Origin of the sequence: Ruminococcus flavefaciens ATCC 19208 (assembly GCF_000518765.1) — a bacterium.
GTDB classification, from domain to species: domain Bacteria; phylum Bacillota; class Clostridia; order Oscillospirales; family Ruminococcaceae; genus Ruminococcus; species Ruminococcus flavefaciens.
In genome coordinates, this window is the sequence record NZ_KI912489.1 from 164,983 (window position 1) to 191,112 (window position 26,130).

The 26,130-nt window shown below is 44.8% G+C and carries 17 protein-coding genes and 1 other RNA gene; 7 read left to right on the forward strand and 11 right to left on the reverse strand.

The genetic code is table 11. From position 1 onward, the window contains the following. Window positions 1-57: 57 nt before the first annotated feature. The 4 genes from dnaX to L870_RS0107540 form a co-directional block, all read right to left on the reverse strand. Complete coding sequence (gene dnaX / locus L870_RS0107530) at window positions 58-1,671, reverse strand: DNA polymerase III subunit gamma/tau (protein WP_028517631.1); 1,614 nt, start codon at window positions 1,669-1,671, stop codon at window positions 58-60. A gap of 17 nt (window positions 1,672-1,688) precedes the next feature. Next, window positions 1,689-2,579, reverse strand: a complete 891-nt coding sequence (locus tag L870_RS0107535) for a tetratricopeptide repeat protein (RefSeq protein ID WP_028517632.1) — start codon at window positions 2,577-2,579, stop codon at window positions 1,689-1,691. A 36-nt stretch (window positions 2,580-2,615) separates the two neighbouring features. Next, window positions 2,616-2,714: signal recognition particle sRNA small type (gene ffs, locus L870_RS18970), an RNA gene on the reverse strand. Between the two features lie 190 nt (window positions 2,715-2,904). Next, entirely contained in the window at window positions 2,905-3,717 is an 813-nt protein-coding gene (locus L870_RS0107540; protein WP_028517633.1) for a hypothetical protein, read from the reverse strand. Between the two features lie 403 nt (window positions 3,718-4,120). Between L870_RS0107540 and L870_RS16995 the strand changes: the two genes are divergently transcribed. From L870_RS16995 to L870_RS0107565, 4 genes are all read left to right on the forward strand, one after another. Next, complete coding sequence (locus L870_RS16995) at window positions 4,121-4,972, forward strand: peptidylprolyl isomerase (protein WP_080676381.1); 852 nt, start codon at window positions 4,121-4,123, stop codon at window positions 4,970-4,972. 183 nt (window positions 4,973-5,155) lie between these two features. Then, on the forward strand, window positions 5,156-6,649 hold the full coding sequence (locus L870_RS18975) for a peptidylprolyl isomerase (protein ID WP_080676382.1): 1,494 nt from the start codon (window positions 5,156-5,158) through the stop codon (window positions 6,647-6,649). 111 nt (window positions 6,650-6,760) lie between these two features. Continuing rightward, entirely contained in the window at window positions 6,761-8,065 is a 1,305-nt protein-coding gene (locus tag L870_RS17010; protein WP_037271624.1) for a UDP-N-acetylglucosamine 1-carboxyvinyltransferase, read from the forward strand. A gap of 201 nt (window positions 8,066-8,266) precedes the next feature. Continuing rightward, window positions 8,267-9,607: an MATE family efflux transporter gene (locus tag L870_RS0107565; protein ID WP_028517634.1), complete on the forward strand. Its 1,341-nt coding sequence runs from the start codon at window positions 8,267-8,269 to the stop codon at window positions 9,605-9,607. A 57-nt stretch (window positions 9,608-9,664) separates the two neighbouring features. Here the strand turns inward: L870_RS0107565 and L870_RS0107570 are convergent, their stop codons facing one another. Continuing rightward, window positions 9,665-10,273, reverse strand: a complete 609-nt coding sequence (locus tag L870_RS0107570; RefSeq protein WP_028517635.1) for a TetR/AcrR family transcriptional regulator — start codon at window positions 10,271-10,273, stop codon at window positions 9,665-9,667. A 369-nt stretch (window positions 10,274-10,642) separates the two neighbouring features. Between L870_RS0107570 and L870_RS0107575 the strand changes: the two genes are divergently transcribed. Then, entirely contained in the window at window positions 10,643-12,742 is a 2,100-nt protein-coding gene (locus L870_RS0107575; RefSeq protein WP_028517636.1) for an efflux RND transporter permease subunit, read from the forward strand. A gap of 35 nt (window positions 12,743-12,777) precedes the next feature. Further along, the gene (locus L870_RS0107580; protein WP_028517637.1) at window positions 12,778-15,495 is read left to right on the forward strand and encodes a YhgE/Pip domain-containing protein; all 2,718 of its coding nucleotides are present in this window, start codon (window positions 12,778-12,780) and stop codon (window positions 15,493-15,495) included. Window positions 15,496-15,802: 307 nt separating this feature from the next. Here the strand turns inward: L870_RS0107580 and L870_RS0107585 are convergent, their stop codons facing one another. The 6 genes from L870_RS0107585 to L870_RS0107610 all read right to left on the reverse strand — a co-directional run bounded on the left by L870_RS0107585 (window position 15,803) and on the right by L870_RS0107610 (window position 22,922). Next, on the reverse strand, window positions 15,803-16,300 hold the full coding sequence (locus L870_RS0107585; RefSeq protein ID WP_028517638.1) for a GNAT family N-acetyltransferase: 498 nt from the start codon (window positions 16,298-16,300) through the stop codon (window positions 15,803-15,805). Window positions 16,301-16,469: 169 nt separating this feature from the next. After that, complete coding sequence (locus L870_RS0107590; RefSeq protein WP_028517639.1) at window positions 16,470-19,109, reverse strand: cation-translocating P-type ATPase; 2,640 nt, start codon at window positions 19,107-19,109, stop codon at window positions 16,470-16,472. 870 nt (window positions 19,110-19,979) lie between these two features. Next, window positions 19,980-20,135: a cyclic lactone autoinducer peptide gene (locus tag L870_RS20140; protein WP_080676383.1), complete on the reverse strand. Its 156-nt coding sequence runs from the start codon at window positions 20,133-20,135 to the stop codon at window positions 19,980-19,982. Window positions 20,136-20,278: 143 nt separating this feature from the next. After that, window positions 20,279-21,607: a sensor histidine kinase gene (locus L870_RS0107600; protein WP_028517640.1), complete on the reverse strand. Its 1,329-nt coding sequence runs from the start codon at window positions 21,605-21,607 to the stop codon at window positions 20,279-20,281. Window positions 21,608-21,615: 8 nt separating this feature from the next. Next, a complete protein-coding gene (locus tag L870_RS0107605) occupies window positions 21,616-22,341 on the reverse strand; it encodes a LytR/AlgR family response regulator transcription factor (RefSeq protein ID WP_028517641.1) in 726 nt (241 codons plus the stop codon). Continuing rightward, a complete protein-coding gene (locus L870_RS0107610; RefSeq protein ID WP_028517642.1) occupies window positions 22,338-22,922 on the reverse strand; it encodes an accessory gene regulator B family protein in 585 nt (194 codons plus the stop codon). The genes L870_RS0107605 and L870_RS0107610 overlap by 4 nt, the downstream gene beginning before the upstream one ends. Window positions 22,923-23,148: 226 nt before the next feature. Between L870_RS0107610 and L870_RS0107615 the strand changes: the two genes are divergently transcribed. Further along, entirely contained in the window at window positions 23,149-26,052 is a 2,904-nt protein-coding gene (locus tag L870_RS0107615; RefSeq protein ID WP_028517643.1) for a leucine-rich repeat protein, read from the forward strand. Window positions 26,053-26,130 lie beyond the last annotated feature (78 nt).

Genomic DNA, 26,130 nt, shown 5'->3' on the forward strand with positions numbered 1-26,130 from the left:
AAAATAAAGTTTCTTAGTTTTATATATCAAGCAAAATTATTTTTGCTTTTAAAGCGTTTATTGGTTTTCTACCGCAGTTTCTATCTTGCTCTCCATAGCCTTTTTGATGAGCTGCTCGGCAAGGTTTTTCTGTTCCTCGACTGTTGTGGTGCATCTTGCTCGGAGAGCGTATTTCTGCCCCATAACGTTGAAAATGGCTCTGCTTAGAGATACAGCCGTATCTCGGTTGCTCTTCAGCAGATTGATGAAAAAGCGGTTTTGCGAGAATATAACAAGTACATTGCCCTTTGTCTTGGCAAATGAGCCGTCGAGACTTCCTGCGGCTGCGGGGTTGAGCTTCTGGTACTCTTCCAGTATCTCGCCCCATCTTTCGCAGTCTGTAAGCTCGTCCTCGTTGAGTTTCTTCTCGTCTATCTTTACATTCGGCGTCGGGTCTGTCTCCGAATCGCCGCGAGCCGTAAGGACTTCGGGCTGCTGAGGTACCTGCGCTCCGTTTGGTATAGCTCTCGGAACGGAGTTGATTTTATTCTCTAACTGTTTTATTTTATCATATATTTCGGAATTGTCAATACCCTCTGCGGTATTCTTTACATTTCCGCAAAGTTTTATGAGGGACATCTCAAATTCAACGCGCTTGTTCATGGCTCTCTGCATATGCTCGCGGCACTCCTGCAAAGCGGAAAGTCTGTCCATAACAGTTGCAAGGTCGGACTTTTCGGCAATAGCCCGCAGTCTTTCAAGCTCGTCGGGCATACATACTATGAGCTTTTCCGCAGTTTCGGGGGAAGCCTTTATGAGCATGACATTTCTCAGCTGAGTGATAAGCTCCTCGCAAAGCCTTGTAAGGTCTTTGGACATATCGTAGAGCGATGCGGTAAGAGACAGAGCCTTCGGCGTATCAGCGTCCGAAATAGCGTCAAGGATATCGTAGAGATAGTCTCTGCCTGCGATACCTGCTGCATTTGATACAGCCTCTGCGTTTATGACCTCGGCGCATACCGAGCACTGGTCAAGGAGAGATACAGCGTCACGCATACCGCCGTCTGCAAGCTTTGCTATCATAGCCGCACCGTCATCGGTGAGCTGCAAGTCCTCCTGCTGAGCGATATAGCTTATGCGCTTGGCGATGTCCTCTGCCTTTATCCTGCGGAAATCGTAGCGCTGACAGCGTGATACGATAGTTGCGGGTACTTTGTGTATCTCGGTAGTTGCAAGAATGAATTTCACGTACGGGGGAGGTTCTTCCATGATCTTCAGCAGAGCGTTGAAGGCTCCTGCCGAGAGCATATGCACTTCATCTATGATGTATATTTTGTAAGCTCCGCGCTCGGGAGTATATACTGCGGCATCGCGCAGGTCACGGATATTGTCAACGCCGTTGTTTGAAGCAGCGTCTATCTCGACTATGTCGGTGAGAGCGCCGCTGTCTGCATCGCGGCATATGTCGCATTCAAGGCATGGATTGCCGTTTTTCATGTTTCGGCAGTTGACTGCCTTGGCGAGTATACGGGCGCAGGTGGTCTTACCTGTACCCCGTGAGCCTGTGAAAAGGTATGCATGGGCGGTCTTACCGCTGATTATCTGGTTTTTCAGAGCCTCTGTGGTATATTCCTGAGATATAACGTCGTCAAAGGTCATTGGACGCCATTTGCGGTAAAGAGCCTTATACACAGCCTTTCCTCCCTTCTTCAGTCGCTGTGGTGTTCAAGCATCACGGCTGCCTGTATTTCTTTATAGTAACGTGTAAAGCCGATGGAATCTTCGATATTATTGAGGAGAGCCTGTCTGTACAGAGCTTCGCCCTCTTTTAAATTATGGAGCATGGTCTGTGCTATAGCAGCACCGCCCAGTGCGCTTGCGTAGCTTTCGTGGCGTTCAATAGCCTCCTCGAACCATTTCAGCGCTGTCTCTCCCTTGTTGAGCTTGAGATACATATCCCCTATCTCACAGCGTATCCTGTTGCTGTACTGATAGTCCTCACGGGCAAGGAGATCCTCATAGAGCTGCTGTGCCTTTTCGGTGTAGCCGTTCTGAGCGTGACAGCGGGCTATGAATATGGGAAGCTCAGGGATATAAAAGCCGTTTTCATGTGCTTTTTCGTAGCATATCACCGCATTCGGACAAGCCTCGAGGATATGATAGCAGCGTCCGCGGTAAAACTCGTTCACGCCTTTTTCTTCCTTGGTCATGTCCATTTCTTCATTGCTGAGGTCAGTGAATACTTCAAGCGCGTTTCTGAAATCACCTTTATGGAAGAGTTCAAGTCCCTTTTCAAATACGGCTGATCTGTGATTTATGCCCGTAAAGGCGTTGCCGATGAGCTCGTCGTCGAACTGATGGAAGATGCTCTTTTTTAATTGCGCTATCTTATAGAATGATATGCCTGTCCAGTACATGAAAAAGAGCATAAGCATAGCGACGATATTATTTGATAGGGTGGTATTTTCCTCACCTGTTGCCATACGTAATGCAAAAACAGCTATTGAGGAAACAAATGAAGCTGCAAGAGCATTCGGGATACTGCGCCAGAAACACAGCAGGACACGTCTTGTCCGTGCTGCAAGAATAGAACGGAACATTCTTATCCCCCCATTAAAGAAAAATTCCGGAACATAGATGTGCAGGCTTGCTGCGGCACACAACACGCACCGCTTAATGCTGCTCGGTCTCCCGCCTGACATGGTTCACGGGGTCTTGTTGCACAGGGCCCACACATCTATATTTCGGAATTTCAATCACGGATAATATGAGCAGACATTGCTCTGTTAATATGATATCACAAACCGCAGAGTTTGTCAAGAATTTTTTTCTTGAAGCAGTTGATACACGGTATATCTTCGTTTTTTGAGTACAATAATAAAAAGAGGGTATGCCGAAGGACATACCCTCACAGGTAATCAGTTATCAGTCAAGAGCGGAGAAGTATTTTTCAAATGTTGTGATATCCTCATCCATATTGTATCCTGTGCATGAGATAGCGAGAATGAAATCACCCTCACGTCTTAAATAATATGCCTGTTCAAGAGAGAGACTATTCATTTCTGCCTTGAATTTTCCTCTTAAGAATTCTTTGCCTGCCATTGTTACAGTTTCGGGGCCTGATTCCTTTGTGTATGTAATTGTCGGAACAGCGGCAAGCTGTCTTTCGAGGATCGAGAAGTAGTCTTCTGCAGTAGTATCAGTGCTGAGAAGCATATTTTTATTGAGATTTTCGTATGCGATAGTAATATTCTGAGTTGAAGAAGAGTTCATGCAAAGTGCATCGCTTATAGTAGACTGCTCAATGATCTGCTTAGCTGCGTCAGCGTTGCTGCTGTATACGGTTTCGGCACCGAGATTCATCATCTGGAGTATTACTTCATCATCGGCAAATTTCCAGCCGTCCGGAGCTGTAAGCTTGAAGCCTGCAAATTCACTTGTGTAGGTATTGCCGTCTACAACGCCTCTCTTGAAGTCTGTACCTTCAGCGGCAGAAGGAGATGAATCACTGTCTCCGTCGGATTTATCGGCTGTTGTCTTTTTTTCTTCAGCTTCGGTCGTTTTCTCATCTGTTTTCTCATCTGTTTTCTCTTCTGTTGTATCTTCTGCAACAGTTGTAGTCTCTGTCTTGTCCTTCTTGTCGGACTTCTTGTCAGAAGATGATGAGTTTCCGCAGCCTGTCAGTGTGCATACTGCAAGAAGAAAAGCCATTGTGATCTTCAGAGTTGTCTTTTTCATAGTTTTTTATCCTCCATATAATCTCTTCGCTGTGATAATGCAGCGTAATTATTATAGCACTTAATTATTAACAAATCAATACTTGAAAAAAATTCTTTTTCCGCAGACAACGGAACGCCGAGGGTGACTCCACACAGTGTGGGGAGATGTACGAAGGACAGAGGGGCGCAGCGCCTGTTAGGCGGCGTTCCCTACACATAAATATGTGTCATGCGGGCGCACAGAATGCGCCCCCTACAGCGCAAAGCCTGAGCAGCCTTGCTCGTCCGCATATCATCGGAATTAACGGGCTGCCACAGGCAGCCCCTACAAGCTAAAGGCTAAGGGCTTAATGCACGCTGCTTGACAAATATGTACAAACTATATATAATAAAGGTAGTATGCAAAAAGAAAGGATATATACATGATAAAAAAGAACCACGTTGTCAGGCTCGTGCTGATATTTACCCTTATAATGGGCATTTCATCTCTTGTTATAATGCTGAGCAATACTCTTTCGGCACGACAGACTGCTTATATAACCGTTAATCCCAATACTATAAAGCTTATACAGCTTGACGGTCCTAAAGAGGGCGATCCCATCGCTATAGTGGATACAACAATCGGCGAATACAGATTTGTGCTTTATCCCGAGCAGTCTCCCAATGCTGTTGAGAACTTCACAAGTCTTGCAAAATCGGGATACTATAATAATACCTATGTATTTCATTCCGAGGACGGGGTGTATTCTGCCGCAGGTGCTCCGAATAAGGACGGATCGGCAAATGATAATTCCCATGAGCTTGTAAAGAGAGAGCTCCATCAGGATCTCTGGCCGTTCAAGGGCGCTGTTATGGCTATGAATACGACTCTTGACAAGACCTTCAAGGAAAAGATACTTGGCGGCGGTACTTATTATAACGGCAGCCGTTTTATGGTGCTCAATACAGTTGAATTCAACGATGAATTCAAAAAAGAGCTGAAGGAAGTCTCCGAAAGTCAGCTTCTTGCAGACGCTTTCATAGAAAAAGGCGGTGTTCCGAATTTCTCACAGCAGATGACTGTTATCGGTCAGACCTACAGCGGCTTTGAAGTCGTTGAAAAGCTTGCGAGCCTTGAGACCAAAGATCAGGGCAGCTATAAATTCCCCGTTGAGGATATAATGATAAATTCCATTACTATCAGCACCTACTCGGAGGACGAAAAACAGGCAGTAACTACTGCAAAAACCACCACATCTGCTGCTGCGACCACTACTGAGACCACAACAAAATAAAGTGGTCTGATAAGTCGTTATATTTCAGGTAAACATAGTCTGTTCAACAAATCGCTTTGTCCAAAAACACTAAAAAATTGCGGAAACTATTTACAAATCGGTTTTTATGATGTATAATATATAAGTTGAAGTATAATTACTAATAATAAATCATGATCTCATATATCTGAGGAGTGGAATTTTATGTTAAAAAAAGTCCTGGCAGGCATCATATGTATGCTTATGGCTGCGGGCACACTTGCTTCGTGCGGCGATAAGGGTACAACGACTTCGGGAACTAAAACAGAAGCGACATCTCAGAGCGATACAACTGCTGCTGCCACAGAGGCTGCGGAGGTTGAAAACGTTGATATCGCAAACTTTACTCCACCCGAGAAGGGCGATACGATAATAACAATGAAGATAAAGGACTACGGTACCGTAAAGTTCAGGCTCTTCCCCGAGTATGCGGACAAGGGCGTTGAGAACTTCGTAGAGCTTGCTAAAAAGGGCTATTACGACGGACTGAAGTTCCACAGAGTTATCAAGGACTTTATGATACAGGGCGGTGATCCCCTCGGCACAGGTACAGGCGGCGAGTCTGTCTGGGGCGGAAAATTTGACGGCGGCACCGATCCTCACCTTATACACGTTGCAGGTGCTCTTGCTTACGCAAACAGCGGCGGCACTGATACGGACGGAAGCCAGTTCTATGTAGTTACCGGAACTGTTCCGACTGATGATGATTTTGAGTATTACAGCCAGAACGGTCTGGCTTTATCGGATAATGCAAAGGAACAGTACAAGAAGGTCGGCGGTGCACCATGGCTCGACGGCAGCTATACCGTTTTCGGACAGGTCATCGACGGTCTTGATGTAATATTCAAGGTACAGAATGTAGCAGTTGAACAGAGTGCGTCAAGACCTTATCAGGACGTTATAATGGAATCTGTTACCGTTGATACCTACAACGGCGAGGATATACACTGGTATCTTGATGAATATGAGAAATTTGATGCAGATGAGATCACAAATTCCACAGGTAAGGAAAATTTGAGCATCTCAAACTTTACCGCTCCGAAGGAGGGCGAAACCATTGTCAGCATGAAGCTCAAGGGCTATGACGGAGAGGTAAAGATAAAGCTTTTCCCTGAATATGCAGATAAGGGCGTTGAGAATTTCATAACCCTTGCAAAACAGGGCTATTATGACGGACTCACCTTCCACAGAGTCATCAAAGACTTTATGATACAGGGCGGTGACCCTAAGGGTGACGGTACAGGCGGCGAATCCATATACGATAAGGGCTTCGACGGCGGTACAGACCCCCATCTTATCCATGCAGCAGGCGCAGTCGCTTATGCGAACAGCGGTTCAACAGCAAGCAACGGCAGTCAGTTCTACATCGTTACAGGTGAAGTATACAGCGATTCTGAAATAGAAGAGATCGAATCATATGGATATTCACTGACAGAAAACGAAGAGGAAGTCTACAAGACCTACGGCGGTGTGCCGTGGCTTGACGGAGGATATACAGTATTCGGTCAGGTATTCGACGGTCTTGATATCGTTTTCGACGTACAGAAGGTAGAAACAGGCGAAAACGACAAGCCAAAGGAAGATGTCGTTATCGAGTCTATGACTGTTTCGGAGTATAAAGACGGCGAAGTGCGCTGGAATATTTCCGATTATAAATGATTACTCTAAGCCGAGGGCTTATTGAATAATTTTCGGCCGAGTGCCGACGAACAAAAGAAAGAAATTCGGGATCAGATAAAAATACCCCGAAATACTAAGGAGAGAATTTATTTGGATAAGTTTGTTATAAAGGGCGGTAGACGCCTTGAGGGTGAAGTCACTATCAGCGGTGCTAAGAATGCAGCTGTAGCAATACTTCCCGCAGTCATTCTTTCAGACGAGCCATGCGTTATAGAAAATGTTCCTTATATCAGTGATGTAAGGATATGTTTCCATATCCTTGAGGAAATGGGCGCAGAGGTAACAAAGATCGCAAAGGATACCTACAGGATAGATCCTACGACTATCAGCAAATTCTGTGTTCCTTACGAGTATGCAAGAAAGATGCGTGCTTCATATTACTTTCTTGGTGCTCTTCTGGGCAAATTCAATAAAGCAAGAGTTTCCATGCCCGGCGGATGTCCACTTGGAGACAGACCTATAGATCAGCACTTAAAGGCTTTCACAGCCCTCGGTGCAAAACACACTCTCAGTCAGGGAATGATAGATCTTACTGCTGACAAGCTCAGCGGCAATCAGATCTTCTTTGATGTAGTTACAGTAGGTGCTACAATGAATGCAATGCTGGCTGCTGTAAAGGCTGAGGGACTTACAGTGATCGAAAATGCAGCTAAGGAGCCTCATATCGTAGATCTTGCAAACTTCCTCAACTCAATGGGTGCAAACATCATGGGCGCAGGTACCGATGTTATCAAGATCAGAGGTGTTGAGCATCTCCACGGCACTACTTATGCAGTTATCCCCGATCAGATAGAAGCAGGTACATTTATGGTGGCAGTTGCCGCAACGAAGGGTGATGTTCTTATCAAGAACGTTATCCCGAAGCATCTTGAATCCATTACTAAAAAGCTTGAGAAGATCGGCGTTAATATCGAGCAGTTCGATGACAGCGTAAGGGTATGGGTAGACGGTCCGCTGGTAAAGACAAACGTCAAGACAGCTCCTCACCCGGGATTCCCTACAGATATGCAGTCTCAGATAGCTACACTTCTGTGTCTTGCAGAGGGTACAAGCATTATCACCGAGAATATCTGGGAACAGCGTTTCCGCTATGTGGACGAGCTCAGGAGAATGGGCGCAGATATCACAGTAAACGGCAAGGTAGCTCTTATAGAGGGTACAGGCAAGCTTATGGGAGCTCCCGTAAAGGCTTGTGACCTGAGAGCAGGCGCTGCACTTATCATTGCAGGACTTGCTGCAAGCGGTGTTACCGAGATCGAGGATATCTACCATATCGAAAGAGGTTATGACTGCATGGAAGGCAAGCTCAGAGCTCTCGGCGCAGATATCGAAAAGGTAAGCGTTCCGGATAAGGCTGAGGGAACAAAGACCGACGGCGCAAAAGCTGCGGTTTGATAGAATATTAATGGCTGCTGCACATTAGTGCGGCAGCTTTTTTTGGCAAGTTATGTTAAAGTTGAGAGTTGAGAATTGAGAGTTAATAAGTTCGCTTTGCTCATATTATTTTAAAGTATCGCCGCAGGCGATACCATAACTTTCAACTCTAAACTCTCAGCTAACATTCGATTATCGTTTTAATTTTATAAAAGGTGTTGTATGAAGGATAAAGGATTATACAAAAATCTGTTTACTATAGTTTTGCCTATAGCGTTCCAGTACTTTATGTCATCGCTGGTATCGGCTTCGGACGCTTTTATGCTGGGATTCTTAAATCAGGACTCCCTTTCTGCGTCTTCACTCGCAGGACAGGTAGCCTTTGTGTACAGTCTTTTCTTTTTGGCGTTCGTATCGGGCTGTAATGTCATTGCAGCTCAGTACTGGGGCAAAAAAGACCGTGTTACCGTTGAAAATATTCTTGCTCTGACCATGAGGTATTCCCTTTTGGTGGGCGCAGTTTTTACTTTGGGAGCATTTATATTCCCTGAATATATAATGCGTTTTTTCACCAATGATCCCGAGCTTGTACGCCTCGGCGGAGTGTATCTGCGTACAGTGTCGCTGTCATACGTCCTTGCTGGCTTTTCACAGGCGTATTTTGGAATAATGAAGATCTGCGACTGTGCAAGGCTCAGCTCCCTTATAGGAAGCCTTGCTGTAGTATTCAATATAATAGCAAACGGCTGCTTTATTTTCGGAATCGGACCTTTTCCCGAAATGGGCATAAGCGGTGCGGCTTTAGCTACTGTTCTTGCGAGAGCATTTGAGTGTATATTTATCCTTGTGGTAATACTCCGCGGCAAGTGTCTGCCTCTGCGTGTGGGAAAAATGTTCAGGCTGAACGATGCTGCTCTACATAAGGACTACATAAAGTATACCCTGCCTCTGCTGCTCAATCAGCTTGGCTGGGGCGGCGGAGTCACAATGTACTCTGTCATCATGGGCAGACTCGGTACTGATGCAGTAGCTGCAAACTCCATAGCAAGCATTGTACGCTGCATAATAGCCAGTCTTTGCTGGGGAATCGCATCGGGAGTCGGCATCATACTGGGCGGTATGCTGGGCAGGAACGAGATCGAAGAAGCCAAAAAAGCCGGCGGCAAGTTCGTGCGGCTGTCTATTCTCATAGGCGTATGCTCGGGGGTGGTCATACTGGCATTAACCCCTGTTATACTTAAAGTCATAACGCTCAACGATCAGGCTCAGTTTTACCTGAAATACATGATGTTCATGGCGGCTTACTATATCATCGGCAATTCCTTGAATTCCACCATTATAGGCGGAATGTTCCCCGCAGGCGGCGATACGCGCTTCGGTATGATATGCGATATCGTGACGCTGTGGTGCGTGGTAGTGCCAATGGGCATGATCGGAGCTTTTGTGCTGAAGCTGCCTGTACTTGCGGTAGCGTTCATAATTACGCTGGACGAGTTTGTAAAAATACCTGCTGTATACAAGCATTACATGAAGTATAAGTGGGTAAAGAATATCACACGTTAAAATCCCTATAGTATTAAAAATCCCCCTTGCTGAATTATTCAGTAAGGGGGATCATTTTTATGATCTTATTTCGTGCTGAGAGATTATAAGTTTTATGGAATTATAAAGATAAGGCTTTAATTCGACAATTGTACATGGCTCTTTGTAGAGTATAGCCGAATAGCAGGTAGAGCTTACAAGCTCGATTATCATAAAGAGCATTATCTCGGGATCTCGGAAATCATAGGGAGCTTCGTTCAACATAGTGTAATACACTGTTGAAAAGTCTACATCTTTATCCGATGCAGGAGAAGTAATTGCACTTTTGAATATGCCCCAGCTGAGATTTTTTGATATGAATGTGAGAAGTGACTGGTCGTTATTGAGCTGATTGATGATATTGTCAATGACTCTTATGAGCTTGTCCTCGAAAGGAAGATCGTTCAGCTCGTCACCAAGCTCGTCCAGAGCGGTCAGGAACAGCTGACTTGACTTGTGAGATACAAGCTTGTTCCTGATATCATACTTATCCTTGAAATACAGGTAAAAAGTACCCTTTGCCACACCTGCCTTGCTTACGATATCAGTTATAGAGGTCTTGCTGAAGCCCTTTGTGGTGAAAAATTCAAAGGCGGTTTTCAGCAGCGAGTTTTCTTTCAGTTTTTTATTCGCATCTACCTTACCCATTATGACCTCTCCTTTCATTTTATCCTTTGTATTAAATACTGTCCTCACTATTATCTGTTGTCATAATTATTATATCCCTAAAAACAGACCCTGTCAAGGGTATAAAATTGACCAACAGTCAGCTTATATGAGGAGTAAAATTGTGCACCCATACAAAATTAATGACCGAGGGTCATTTTTTATTCTGAAATGGTTGACTAACGGTCATTTTTGTAATATACTATGAAATAACAAAGGCACAGGCGCACACTGAATGTCCGTGAGGTCGGTTCAGCTTTTACAATTTCCCATATTAAAGCTTTTCTCCTAAGGGTATATACTCACGGACGTTCAATATGCGCCTGAATATAACAGAAAGGATATGATAAGATGCTAAAACTCGGTGAATGGATAGCAAAACACAGAGCACTCATACTTGTGGTCTCGGTGGTAATGCTTATCCCTGCGGCAATAGGATATGTCAAGACACGTGTAAACTACGACATACTCTCTTATCTGCCGAAGAATATAAATACAATGGTAGGACAGGATATCCTGAAGGAGCAGTTCGGACAAGGCGGCTTCTCCCTTGTAATGGTGGAGGGCATGAGCGATAAAGACGTGGCGGCGACTGCCGACAAGATAGCGGCTGTCGATCATGTTTCAAATGTAGTATGCTATCAGTCCATGACAGGCTGTACTATCCCGAAGGAGATACTTCCTGCGGATATATACGACTTCTTCAACAAGGGCGACACTACGATGATGGCTGTATTCTTTGATGATACGACCTCCGCAGACGCTACTCTCAATGCTGTAGAGACAATGAGGAGCATAACTTCAAAGCAGTGCTTCATCAGCGGTATGTCAGCAATGACTCTTGATATGAAGAATATCACCCAGAATGAGACGCTTATATATGCGCTCATCGCAGTTATCCTCACAAGTATCGTACTTATGATAACAATGGATTCCTTCCTTATCCCTGTATTCTTTATGCTGAGCATAGGATTTGCAGTAGTCTGGAACTTAGGCTCCAATATCTTCCTCGGGGAGATATCATTCATCACACAGGCACTTGCAATGGTATTGCAGCTCGGTGTTACAATGGACTACTCCATTTTCCTATGGCACAGCTACAAGGAACAGCAGAAATTCTATCCCGACAGCAGACAGGAAGCAATGGCACACGCTATTTCAGCTACTATAACCTCAGTTGTAGGAAGCTCCTTCACAACAGTTGCAGGCTTCCTTGCAATGTGCTTCATGACATTCACACTTGGTCTTGATTTAGGTATCGTAATGGCAAAGGGCGTTGTATGCGGCGTTATCGCCTGCGTAACTGTCCTTCCGTCAATGATACTCATATTCGACAAGGCTATTGCAAAGACCTCACATAAGGACTTCTTACCGGGCTTTAAGCGTACATCTTCATTTATCGTAAAGCATTCATGGGTATTCCTTACAGGAGCGATAGTTCTCCTGATACCTGCCGTATTCGGCAACAGCAACTACGGTGTTTACTATAAGCTTGACAGCACTCTTCCAAAGACTCTTGACAGTGTTATCGCAAACACAAAGCTTGCTGAGGAATACAACATGAACAGCACACATATCCTCATGGTAAGATCGGATATGAGTGCTAAGGACGCAAACAAGATGATGAACAAGATAGAAAGCGTTGACGGCGTTCAGTTCACACTGGGCTTCAATTCACTTGTTGGCTCGGCTATTCCCGAGGAAGCAGTTCCGAAGGAGCTCAGAAGCGTACTCAAGAGCGATGAATGGCAGCTCATACTCATAGGTTCTGAATACGAAGTAGCTTCTGACGATGTAAACGAGCAGGTGGGAACTATAAACAAGATAGTTCAGAAATACGATCCCAACGGAATGCTCATCGGCGAAGCACCTGCAACAAAGGACCTTATAACCATAACCGACAGAGACTTCAAGATAGTAAACTTCCTTTCAATAGCTGCTATCTTCCTTATAATCGCATTTACATTCCGTTCAATATCACTTCCTGTGATACTTGTTTCGGTAATAGAGCTTGCAATAATGATAAACCTCGGTTTAGCTTACTACACAGGCTCAAAGCTCTCATTCATAGCTCCTATCGTTATCGGTACTATCCAGCTCGGTGCTACTGTTGACTACGCGATACTCATGACAACAAGATACCGCACCGAGCGCAGCAGCGGCAAGGACAAAAAGGAGTCTATCGGCATTGCACTCAGCACTTCTATAAAATCTGTCATTACATCGGCTCTCGGATTTTTCTCCGCAACAGTAGGCGTTGCACTTTATTCCGATATCGGTCTTATCTCAGAGCTGTGTATGCTCCTTGCAAGAGGTGCGCTTATCTCAATGGTAATAGTAATTACCGTTCTCCCGTCAATGTTCATGGTCTTTGACAAGGTAATATGCAAGACCAGTGCAGGATTACTTCCAAAGAAAAACAAGTTTGAATACAGATACAAAAACGCATAAAATAGCCGAAGGTTTCATATAAAGGAGAGATAGATATGAAAAAGGTAAGTAAAGTTATGGCAGCCCTGATTGCAACCGCAGTATCCGCAGGCGCAACAGGCTCTATCGCATACGCAAAGAGCAGCGGAAAGGTACAGGAGACCGCTGAAAAGACAAAGGAAACAGACAGTGCGGAAGCCTCTTCAAGAAAAGACAACGGCGAAAACGCATACAAGGACGAGACGGTTTACGTCCTCTGCAACAGCGATTCAAGCATAAAGAACGTAGTAGTAAGCGACTGGCTGAAAAATGCTCCCGCACTGGGAAGTATCTCCGATATCTCGGAGCTGAGCGATATCGTCAATGTCAAGGGCGATGAGGAGTTCTCATTAAACGGCGAGAATATCAGCTGGCAGGCTGACGGCAGCGATATCTACTACAAGGGCAATACAGATAAAGACCTTCCCGTTGATGTGGATATTGAGTATACTCTCGACGGCAAGAAGGTAACTCCCGAAAGCATCAAGGGCAAGAGCGGACACCTTGTTATCCGCTGGACATACAAGAACAATCAGAAGGTCACAAAGACCGTAAACGGCAAGACAAAGGAGCTTTATGTGCCTTTCATGGCAGCAAGTGCCGCTGTGCTCAGCACAGACAATTACCTTAACGTTGAGGTCAAAAACGGCAAGGTCATCTCAGACGGCGACAGACTTATCGTTGTGGGTATGGCATTTCCGGGACTTGGCGAAAGCCTCGACCTCAGTAAGATAGAGGGAATGAACATAGAAATTCCCGACAGCTTCGAGATTTCCGCTGACGTTACCAATTTTGAGATGAATACCTCTGTTACAGTAGTTTCAAATGAGATATTCTCACAGCTTGATATAGATAATGCTGCCGATCTCGGCGACTTGAAGGATAAGCTCAAGGAGCTCAGCGACGGCGCAGAAAAGCTCACAGACGGTACGGCTGCACTTTATGACGGTATAAAGAAGCTAAATGGCGGTGCAGGAGAGCTGTCAAGCGGCATAGATAAGCTTCTCAGCGGCTCTTTGGAGCTGAAAAACGGTGCTTCGGAGCTTGACAGCGGTGCTAAGAAGTTAGCAGACGGCGCAAAGACTCTCTCAGACTCTACAGGTACATTTGAGGCAGGTCTGGGAAGTGCAAAGGACGGCTCTTCAAAGCTGGTGGCAGGTATAGAACAGCTTAGCGGCGGAGCATCACAGCTCAGTGACGGCGCAGGCAGTGCAAAGGCAGGCTCTGCGGCACTGGTCGACGGCTTCGGCAAGGTAAGCGCAGGTGCAGACGCTCTCAGCAGCGGTCTCAAGGACGCAAAGGACGGCTCCGATGCTCTTACAGCAGGCTTTACAAAGGTAAACGAGGGTGCAGCTGCTCTCAAGGACGGAGCAGGCACTCTTACAAGCGGCGTAGGTGCTATAAAGGACGGCAGCACACAGGTAAAGGACGGTTCTGCACAGTTGGCAGCAGGTGCATCTGCACTCAACGACGGAGCTGCAAAGCTCAGCGAGTCCGCAGGACAGATGTCAGCAGGCATCACAAGCGCAAAAAGCGGTGCAGATTCTCTTGCAGAGGGCATAGCAAGCGCGAAAACAGGTGCAGATCAGCTTTCGGGCGGCGCATCAGCTCTCAGTGAGGGCGCAGCAAAGCTCAGCGACGGCATCGCAGCAGCAGGTTCATCACTTGATACCACTATCGCTGCAAACGAGCAGGCTCTTGCAGCTTTACAGGCATTATATCAGCAGTCTCCTTCACAGGAGCTTGCTGTGGCAATAGGAACTCTTCAGCAGACTATTGAAGGACAGAAGCAGATATCAGCATCTATGGCTGAGAGCGGTGCTCTCGGAGCAGGTGCAGCTTCCGTGAAGAACGGTGCAGCACAGCTTAACGGCGGTATCGGTCAGCTCAGTACAGGTCTTGAAGCTGCAAAGAGCGGCTCTGAGACATTAAAGGGCGGTCTTGCAGCACTGGATGATGGCGGCAAGGCTTTAGCAGCAGGAGCTTCTACACTTTCAGGCTCTACAGCACAGCTCTCAAAGGGCGCATCAGATCTGAGCACAGGTGCAGCAGCTCTTGACAGCGGTATAGGTACTCTTGCAGGCGGCAGCAGTCAGCTTATCGGCGGACTTGATTCGCTCATCGACGGTATCGGTCAGCTCAGCAGCGGCAATGCTTCACTTAATGCAGGACTTGGCAAGCTCAGTACAGGCGCAGTTGATCTCAGCGGCGGTATCGGTCAGCTTTCCGACGGTGCATCGGCTCTTGACAGCGGTCTTGCACAGCTCTCACAGGGTACACTTACACTTAACGGCGGTTTTGGTCAGTTAAGCACAGGTGCGGTAACTCTTGATGACGGACTTGCACAGCTTTTCGGCGGCAGCAAGCAGCTCAGCGGCGGTGCAAAGACTCTTTACGACTCAATAAAGCTTCTCAGCACAGGCGCAGCTAAGCTCAGCAGCGGCTCGGGAGAGCTTTACAGCGGCGTGGACAAGCTCAAGATCGGCAGCAAGACTCTCTCAGACGGAGTAAGTCAGCTTGAAAGCGGAGCTAAGGAGCTCAACGACGGCATGATAAAGTTCAACAATGAGGGCATATCAGTGCTTACAGGTGCTGTGAATGAAAATCTCCCTGATATCATCGAGAATTTCAAGGCTCTGAGAGATGCATCGCGTGAATATAACAGCTTCTCGGGCATATCCGATAAAATGGACGGCAGTGTTAAGTTCATCTACCTCGTTGACGGAACTAAATGAGTGATTAGTAGGGGCGAGTTCCGCGCGCCCGTGTAACCCCGATGCTAACTCCCCGTGTCGAGAAGCAGCTGCCCTTTTGATGATATGCGGACGAGTAAGGGTGCGCAGGCTCTGCGCGTAGGGGCGTGTTCCGCGCGCCCGTTAATCCCGATGATACTTCCCGTGTCGAGAAGCAACGCCTCTTTTGATGATATGCGGACGAGCAAGGGGGCGCAGGCTCTGCGCCCATGTAACCCTATTCCTATGTATTTAACATAAAAACATAAGCCATAGTATTTCTGTATACTATGGCTTTTTTGTTGTTATTCTATTTCTTGAACACCATGTTGCATCTGCCCCACATTTCATCGCCGTAGGCGAACGCATCAGGAGTTGTGTGCCTTTCGGTAAAGCCTGCGCTTTCGTAGCACTTCCGCGCTTTTTCGTTGACAGTAAACACGTTTAGCTGTACAGCGTCCGCTTTCAGTATCTCTGTGCAGTATTTTGCGGCAAGCTGTATCATTTCTCTGCCATAGCCCTTACCGCGCTGTGCAGGGTCTACGATAACGAAAGCCAGCATAGCTTCATTGCTTTCGGTGTTTATGCCGCAGCATAGAAATCCCACGACTTTTCCGTCATCTGTAGTTGCCACAAAGGGGCAGTCTCCGTGCTTCGTGTACATATCTGCAAGAAACTGGTCAAAGGCGTTCTTTTCAAGTGGATAGGGAGCATGTTTCGCGCTCCACATTGCGTGAGTGCGTTCGTCGGTTATCCAGTCCTTTATTGCGTCAAAATCATGGCTTGGTATGTATGGTCTCAGTCTCATGGTAACACCCCTATGTTAATTAGGAATTCGGAATGCTGAATTAGGAATTATATGTGTTCGCTGATAAAAATGCAGGGGCTGCCTTTGGCAGCCCGTTTTAGATATTTTTTTCCTGATGGCGCACAATGTGCGCCCATACACGGAACGCCGAGGGCGGCGTTCCCTACAGTTACTTATTATCTGCTTTTCTCTGGAAATACTTTACTGCTTCCACGACAGGTACTATAAATGCACCCATTATGAATGCGCAGAGGTAGTTTTCAGCAAAAAGCTCTGAAAGTGAGAACATATCTCTGAGTGAAGGTATAAAGAGTATCGGTATTGTAAGTACAGCTGAAAGTGCGATAGCTCCGATAAGGACCTTATTGTGCTTCTTCATGGTGAAGATGGAGTCTTTAAGGCTTCTCATATTCCATGCGTGGAGCATCTCACATACGCAGAGAGTGATGAATGCCATTGTCATGCCTGCTTCGTGACCTTCGCTGTTAAAGCCGATAACGTAGGAAATAAGTGTGAGTATTGCGATAACAGTACCCTGCCAGAGAAGATTTATACCCAGACCGTCCGAGAAGATGTGAGAATTGCTGCTTCGAGGTTTACGTGACATGATGCCGTTTTCGGCAGGCTCCATGCCCAGTGCAATAGCAGGGAAACAGTCGGATATAAGGTTTATCCAGAGCAGGTGTACAGGGTTGAAGAGTACGAATGAACCGTCTGTAAGGCTTCCGAGACCTATTGTAGCGATAAGTATGCAGAGCACCTCACTGAGGTTGCTTGAAAGCAGGAACTGTATAGCCTTGCGGATATTGTCGTAGATACGTCTGCCCTCTTCAACAGCTCCTACGATAGTTGCGAAGTTATCGTCTGTGAGTACCATATCAGCAACGTTCTTTGTAACGTCTGTACCTGTGATACCCATACCAACGCCGATGTCTGCGCTCTTGATAGAAGGTGCGTCGTTAACGCCGTCACCTGTCATAGCAGTGGTCATGCCCTTTTTGCGCCAAGCATTTACTATACGTACCTTATGCTCGGGCTGTACACGTGCATAAACGCTGTAGTCGCCAACGTGCTCGTTGAATTCTTCATCGGGTATCTTTGAAAGCTCTGCACCTGTGAGAGCCTGCTGACCCTTTTCGAGGATACCGAGCTCCTTAGCGATAGCAACGGCAGTATCTCTGTGGTCGCCTGTTATCATAACAGGACGTATGCCTGCTGTGCGGCAGAGACCGATAGCGTCCTTGACTTCGGGACGAACAGGATCTATCATACCTGTCATGCCTATGTATATAAGGTCGTGCTCAAGAGCTTCGGGAGCTGTATCAGCGGGGAGCTCATCGTATTCGCGGTAAGCAGCAAGCAGTACTCTGAGAGCATTGTCTGCCATTTCCTTGTTTCTGCGGAGTATCTCAAGTCTGTCGGACTCGGTCATTATACGGACTCCGCCCTCCTTGAACATATGTGTACAGTTTTTCAGCACTTCATCTGGTGCGCCCTTTGTGTACTGGATATAGCCCTTGTCAGTCTTGTGGACTGTGGACATCATCTTTCTCATTGAATCGAAAGGAGCTTCCGCAACACGGGGTGTCGCAGCTTCAAGCTCGTATTTTTTAAGCCCGCATCTGTGTGCGTAAGCTACGAGAGCAGCCTCTGTAGGCTCACCTGCTACGGTATCGTCGGAGTTGAGCTGAGCGTCACAGCAAAGAGCCATAGCCTTTGCGAGGAATTCCTTATCGTCTGTATTTTCCTGAACTACAGTCATCTTATTCTGTGTAAGAGTACCTGTCTTGTCCGAGCATATTACCTGTGCGCAGCCGAGAGCTTCAACGGCTGTAAGTCTGCGTATGATAGCTCCGCGCTTTGACATATTGGTAACGCCGATAGAGAGTACTACAGTAACAACGGCTGCAAGACCCTCAGGGATAGCTGCAACAGCAAGGCTGACAGCGATCATAAAGGATTCAAGGAACTTAGGAAGTGTGATAGAGCCATCTGCAATGAGCATACGGACTATATTGAGTCCGAGGATAATAATGCATATAACAAGTACAGCTATAGAGAGTATCTTGCTGAGCTGATCGAGGCTCTTCTGGAGAGGAGTCTCATCATCGTCGGCATTAGCGATAGCACCTGCTATCTTACCCATTTCTGTCTTCATGCCTGTAGCTACTACAACAGCTTCTGCACGGCCATAAGCGATGCTGCTGCCCATGTAGAGCATATTCTTTCTGTCGCCGAGAGGTACTTCCTCGCCTGTGAGGACTTCGCTGTCCTTATCTGAAGGTACGCTCTCACCTGTGAGGGCTGATTCCTCAGCCTTCAGTGCAGCGGCTTCAAGTATACGGCAGTCAGCAGGTACGTTGTCGCCTGCTTCGAGGGCGATGACATCACCGGGTACAAGCTCTGAGCTTGGTATAACTACAAGCTCGCCCGAACGGAACACCTTGCTCTGTGCGGCACTCATAGCCTGTAATGCCTCGATGGCAGATTCTGCCTTATTTTCCTGATATACTCCAAGCACCGCATTTGCGATAACAACGAAGAGTATTATAAATACGTCCGCGTCAAGCTTGCCCTCTGATATGATGCCTGTTATTGCAGATATAACAGCAGCTGCGATAAGGACGATTATCATCGGATTTTTGAACTGTTCGATAAAACGAGCAAGCATAGTCGGCTTAGGCGGTTCATCGAGTTTGTTCTTTCCGTTGGTTTCAAGGCGCTTTGCTGCCTCTTCTTTTGTAAGACCTGATACCGAGCTGTCGACTTCCTTGAGTACGGAGTCAGTGGATTCAAGATAATGTTTCATTTTTCCTCCCCTAATAATTGTTTGGTTTGTGATATAATAAAAACTGCGGTCAAGGCATATACAGTTTAGATATAGCCTTGAATGCAGTACTAAACAGATAAAATTTTATCATTTACTGATAAAAAAGTCAAGATATAAAAGTGTTTGAATAGTGAAAGTACAGTGATAAGATTGCGAAATCGTATAAACTGTATTTAGAGATGCTCTTTATATAACAAAAGAGCCCGTTCCTCAGAGCAGAAACAGACTCTTTTGTCTGGAAGCTGAAGCGGAGCTTCCTGTATGAAAAATCACTGTATGATTTACTTCGAAACAAGCAAATGAATGGAAATTCTGATTTGCTATTGTACTTTCAACGGTTTTTTTATTTATAGAGATGGTTTTTTAGAGAGATCTGAAAGCGTAATGGGGGGTTCACTGTTTGTTCCGAGTGAGATGACATACGAATGATCATCAACCTTGTGTTAGGCGGAAGAGTGTATCTGCCGATTGCTCGGCAGATCTCAATTCCGTTAGGGGATATGATGTATTATAAAAGCTGTTGGCGTGATCAATAGTACAGGCATCATAAAAGATGCAGCCACAAAAATTAATATGACTTAATGCCCATTTTTTAGGTTCGTCTTCCCGAAGAGTGACTGCACGATCATCTGACCCTGTCGATTGATTTTTCTGAGATCGTTGCGGTAATGATGTTAAAACCTTTATTGGGACATTTGGTGTTGGTTACTATAATATAGTTGTGGTAAATCAATTGCTGCTCGGCGCATCAGATAATGAAAAATACGCTTCAAATACTGTAATTGTATGTAGATATTGCAGTGAATAATGTAATAGAGAATCGATTAGCTGTTTTGTGTTTTTTATCGGTTAGAATTTTCTGAACTTTTTGAGATCTTTTGGGGGAGTAGGCTGATTACATAAATAAATACATGCTGAATTTACATTTTGTTCTGCAGCCTTGATAGATTTTGTAACGATAGTTTTCATTATTTTTGCTTTGACAGAGTCACAAGAAAACTTCATTTCAGAAATACCTCCTGTTCAATGATTGTGCGGACACCTTCGGGGTGACGCCTTAAGTATATTATATTTATATCCTCGAAAAAGTCAAGGGCTTTGCACTAAACGCCGTTTATTTGCATTTTTAGTATCAAATCATTAAAATATTATATGTTTGTGTGCACTTTTTGTAACATATCCTTACTGTCCGAAGTTTCGGGGATAGGGATAAGAATTTCGGTTATAAACATATCGTTTTCTGTATGTGCATTGAAGTTGCCGTTGTATTTTTCGCAGGCACTTTTGATATTTGACAAACCGATGCCCTGATGACCTTTCTTGGTGCTCCTGAAAACTTTTTTAACGTCCTGATTAACTTCTGCAAAAGTATTTTCCACATATATGAATACGAAGTAATTACGTCTTGCGATGGAGAGCGTTACATGACGTTTTTCTTCAGGAAGCTCGGCACAGGCTTCAAAAGCATTGTCCAGCAGATTTGAGAAAATAGCTGTAATATCGAGGTTGGATATGAAATTTATCTCGGTAAACTCAGCATTTACCCTGAAATCCACCTTCATATTGTCCGCAGCCTCGAGCTTGTTGTTTATAACAACGGTAAGAATAGAGTTGTCACACTCAAAGCGTGGCATGAGCTTGTTGAGCTCATAGTTCAGCATATCTCTGTATTTACCTGCTTCGTCTGCTTTGTTTGCGGTTATAAGACCTTCAAGTGAGGCGAGATGCTTTCTTACGTCGTGTATTACCTTTCTTGAAGCTATGTATTTTTCGTTAAGCTTATTATATGCATTCAGCTGCAAGGTGGACTGCTGGGTAAGGAGCTCCAGCTTCTTTTCGGTCTTGTAAGCCTTTGACATACGGTTTATAAGATAAGTAAGGTAAAGATCCAAGAGCAGGAATATAAGCAGTATTATTACTACCTCATATCTGTTCTTTGATTCGGAAATAATATCCGTCAGGAAATTAAAAAGTATTATTTCGCCTATAATAAGACCGACGAACATTATGACTTCCTGTGTGCGTACATTATTCATGCCTTTTTCGGAATTGATATTTACAAAGACCTTTGCAAGCGCAAGCATGATTATCCAGTTCATGAGTGCGGTGGCAGCAAAAGAATAGGGCTTATCCGTTATTCTCTCAACGGGAACATTGATTATCAGTGCAATGATAAAGGCTGTTATCATTTCAACGATCAGCATTATGACGAAGATGATCGCATCGTAAATAAGAAAGCTCTTACTGGTGGGCTTGAAGAATATTACATTGAACAGTATCACCGATAAGAACGAGAATGAGAAATTCAATATATTTATCTTGAATGTTTTAATGTATGCCATTATCAATGCAGCTGCAATGATAAAAAGAATACGGAAAAAAATATTGATCTTTTTTAACGGATATATTTTTTCATAAAGAACATAGGTAAAAACGTAAAATGCGATAAGTGTTGCCAGTTCGATCAAAAACATCATGATCTGTATCACCCCTGCCTTATATAGTTTTTAATGAAACGGCTGAATTCATTGTGAAATTCCTTGAGCTTTTTCTGCGCCACGGGAACTTCGATACCGTTGGTAGTATATAATGTAAAGTTGTTGAGCTTGTCTATGTGTTCCATATTAACTATAAAGCTTTTATGGGGTGAAACGAAGCTTTCAGAGTTGATAATACTGAAAACATCGGAAAGGCTGCCTTTTATCTGGTATTTTTCGGATTCTGTGTATACAGTTATCCTGCGGTTGCCTGTATATTCAAATACATAGATATTTTTAAGGTTAAGCAGAAGAGGACCGTCCTCGCCCTTCAGCTGTATCACGGTATCCTTTGCGGAATTTTCCGACAGATACTTTGTAAGCTCACCAAGAACGCTGAAAATACGGCTGCTTTCAAAGGGCTTTACAACGAAATCGAATGGGTGTACGGCATAGCTTTGCAGAGCTAATTCCGAGTGATTTGTGACATAGACTATTCTTGCGCGTCTGTCTATCTGTCTGTAGAGCTGAGCTGTTTTCAGACCGTCCATGCCGCCCATTTCAATATCGAGGAATATAAGATCAAAATCCAGTTTGCAGTCGAGCAGCTTTTCACCGCTCTGGAAGCTGTGTACCTCAAATTCGATGGCATGAGTTTTGCTGTAGCTCGAAATAGCGGATTTCAAAGCCTGTATCATGTCATTGTCATCGTCACAGATAGCAATATTAATCATTTTTCCACTCCTTTTCTGTTACTTATACGACCTGCAACAAGCAGGAAGGCGGTAACGAATACTGCCAATGATAACGAAAGCGTAAGTATGTACAGCCTGAACACAGCTGAGATAACGGCAAGTGCTGTTCCTAAAGCAGTGATCATCAGTGACCGTCTGCGGAATACCCTGCGTTCGGTATCATCAAAGGGCTTGGTCGGCGTTTCTGTCGGTGCAGCAAAAAGGATCACCACTATTCCAGAAAATAAAAATGCCGCCGAAACATACAGCCTTTCAGGGTCATGTATGAGCTTTGACGCAGCTATAACTGCGGCAAGCATTACTACGGATATCATAAAGCAGCCTAACCTTGAGGCTGAGTGATACCCCCCGCAGCAATTCCTCATCGGCATATACAATGCCAGAAATACTATCACGGCAATAAAGCTTTTCATCAGGATCGCCGTAATTATCATAAAAGCGGTAGTGAGTGTCGTCATTATGGTGAGTTCAAGTCCGTATCGAACAATTTCTGCATCTTCTTCTTTTGCATATCCGCTGCTAAGGAGCTTTTCCATTATAGCATCGAGTATCCTATCCATTCTTAATATCCCTATACTCCTTTTCAAAGTGATGCTTGCGAATCTTGTTGCGATAAAATTACTAAATTATGTTCTTTCTGTTATCAGATTAATTATATATCAAATAGCGATAAAAAGTCAAGTCGTTTCAGACTGAAAATTGTTGACATATGGAAAAACTGTTGATATAATATTATATATATATCGTATGATATTATGATATAATGATATAGGAGGTAAAAATAATATGAAAATCAAGGGATTTATTTCACTTCTTGCCGCACTTACTGTTATAACAAGTTCTGTGGCAGCTGTACCGTTCAGCGCATCTGCTGAGGTAGTTTCAGAAACTGAGATCGCCGCAGAGTATGATTTCAGCGGCGTTTCGTCAACTGTAGAAAAGGACGGTGTAAGCTATAGTATCTTCAAAGGATATGCGGCTGTTCATTACGTCAATGATGAAAACATCGAAGAATTCACAGTTCCCGAAACAATAAATGACGTTCCTGTTGTAGGTATAGAATGGGGTGCTTTCAGAAACTGCAAAAACATCAAAAAGCTGACTCTTACAAAAAATGTCAGCGTTATAAACTGGGGTGATATTGCAGAATTCAGCATGGAAGAAATAGCTGTTACCGAGGATAACGAGTCGTTTACAGTTGTTGACGGCGTACTTTACAGCAAGGACATGAAAACAGTCGTTGCTTTTCCGCCTTCAAACAGTGCCGCTGAGGTAAAGATAGCCGACGAAGCAGAGAATATAGCTCCATACGCTTTTGTAAGCTGCCAGAAGCTTACAAAGATAGAGGTAAGCAATAACGTAGGAGAAATAGGTGAAGGAGCTTTCGTAGGCTGTACATCTCTCACCTCCATAAATATACCTGACGGTGTAAAAGCTATAAACACGTACACTTTCGCAGGCACAAAGGCTCTGAAAGGCGTAAGGATACCCGGCTCTGTTGATTATATGTACAATGACGCTTTCAAGGATTCGGGAGCTATCGAAAACGAGGGCGGCATACACTACGTTGACAAGTGGGCTGTAGGAGCTGATAATGATATAGAACGTGCTGATATACGTATGGGCACAGTAGGTACTATGGAAGGACTCTTCGTATCAAAAAATAAGCTGAGAGTAGTTACAGTACCTGATTCTGTTATACATCTGGGAAGCTACCTTGTTTTCGGACTGTATACACCTGTCGAACTGGTAGAGTTCCACTGTCCTGCTATCCCTGCAAGAGTACTTGGCTGCCTTAGTGTAAAGGAAGTATGGATATATGACCGCAACTGTAAGATAGAGGACGATGCATCATCGCTTCCTACATACTGGAGAGAGCCGAAGGAAGCTCCTGAGGAAGAAGAAACCACCGAAGAGAATGACTATATTATCAGACATACTCGGGTTACTGCTTCTTCAAGCAGCGGTGCTAACTCAATTGCAAAAGTTATAAATACTTCACTTACCGAAATTGATGAAGAAGATGATGATGCAGGTGAAATAACTACCATAACTCATTCTGTCAACACTTCGAGCACTGATTCAAAATTCAAAGAAAAAGTTGAAGCATACATGGAGAAATATAGGGAAAAACTTTCTCAGAATACTGAGGACAACTCAGGTGTTGCAGTTGCACAGCCTGTAGAAAAGGTATACAAATCACCTATAAAGATAGGCAATCCTGCAAAGTATGATACCATTATCCGCGGATTTGAACGCTCTACTGCAGAGGAGTATGCTCTCAAATACAGAAGGGTATTTGATACTTTTGAGCCTGCAAGCACTGTTGTAGGACCTGAGAGTGTTACCGATCACGAAAACAGTGATATTGAATACAGAGTATACGGCAACAGCTATGCTATTGCATCGCTCAGGGACGGATATCACCCCGACGGTTCTAATCGCAAAAAGGAAATAACTATAGCTGAGGAGATAAATGGTGTTCCTGTAACAGCATACCGTCTGGGAGGCGGCGACGCAGATATAATTCATCTCCCGAAAACTGTAAGCACCATTCTTTATTCTGTGGACGTGGCTACCAGCTATAACTGCTCTTACGATATAGACAAGGATAATCCTTATCTCACATCAGTTGACGGAATCATCTACAGTAAAGACATGACAAAGCTCATAAAAGTGCCGTCAAGATACGAAGGAAAGAAGATAGTCGTTCCTGACGGAGTAAAGAGCATTGAGGACTTTGCTATGCTTAACCTTAGAAACGTTGAGAGCATTGAGCTGCCTGACAGCCTTGAGGAGATAAAATACGGTGCTTTTTTAGATGCAACAAAGCTGAAGAGCATAAATCTCCCTGAGAATCTGGATTTTATCGGTGATCGTGCATTCAATTACTGCATTTCTCTTGAAGATATAAAGATACCCGAAAGTGTAAAGGGTATCGGTCTGTATGCTTTTTATGATGTTCCTGCTGTCAATTATGAGGGCGGTCTTGGGTATCTCGACAACTGGTTAGTAGAGGCAGAAGCTGATGACAAACCGAATATGATAGTCCCAAAAGAGGGCATCACCGGAATGGCGAGAGTATGCGCTAAGGATTCGCTGGTCATTCCCAAGAGCGTTACAAAGATGGGCTGGGAAGTTCTTGGTCTTTATAACAGTATCACAAGAGCTGACGTTTATTCTCACGTTATCGACTATGATGCATTCAAGAACGCCAGATACCTGAAGGATATATACATCTACGACCCCGAGTGCGAGATTTGCGCAGGCGATCAGACTATCCCTGCAAAGTATATCGACACGGATAACAGAGTAATAAAAAAGTTTGATGAATTGGTTCCCGACATAAAGAGCCTGAATGCAAGAACATACGCGTATGAGCTTAAAGCAGGCGACGGCGAGAAGCTGGGCGACACCGTTATCCACGGCTACAAGGGCTCTACTGCTGAGGCTTATGCTCAGATGTACGGCATCAAGTTTGAGGCACTGGACAATACGGCAATATACAAGGACGGCGACCTCAACGGCGACGGACAGTTCAACGTCGGCGATCTCGTTCTTATGAACAGATATATCCACGGTACCTATACATTCAATGAAAAGCAGTATAAGTCCGCTGACCTTAACGGTGACGGAAATGCTGATGTATTTGATGTGATAGAATTCCGCAAGAAGATACTGGCAGACTGATAAATAAAATAAGAGCCGCTTCCGATAACCATGTCAGAAGCGGCTTTTTTAATTCATAATTGATGTCGTTTACGATGA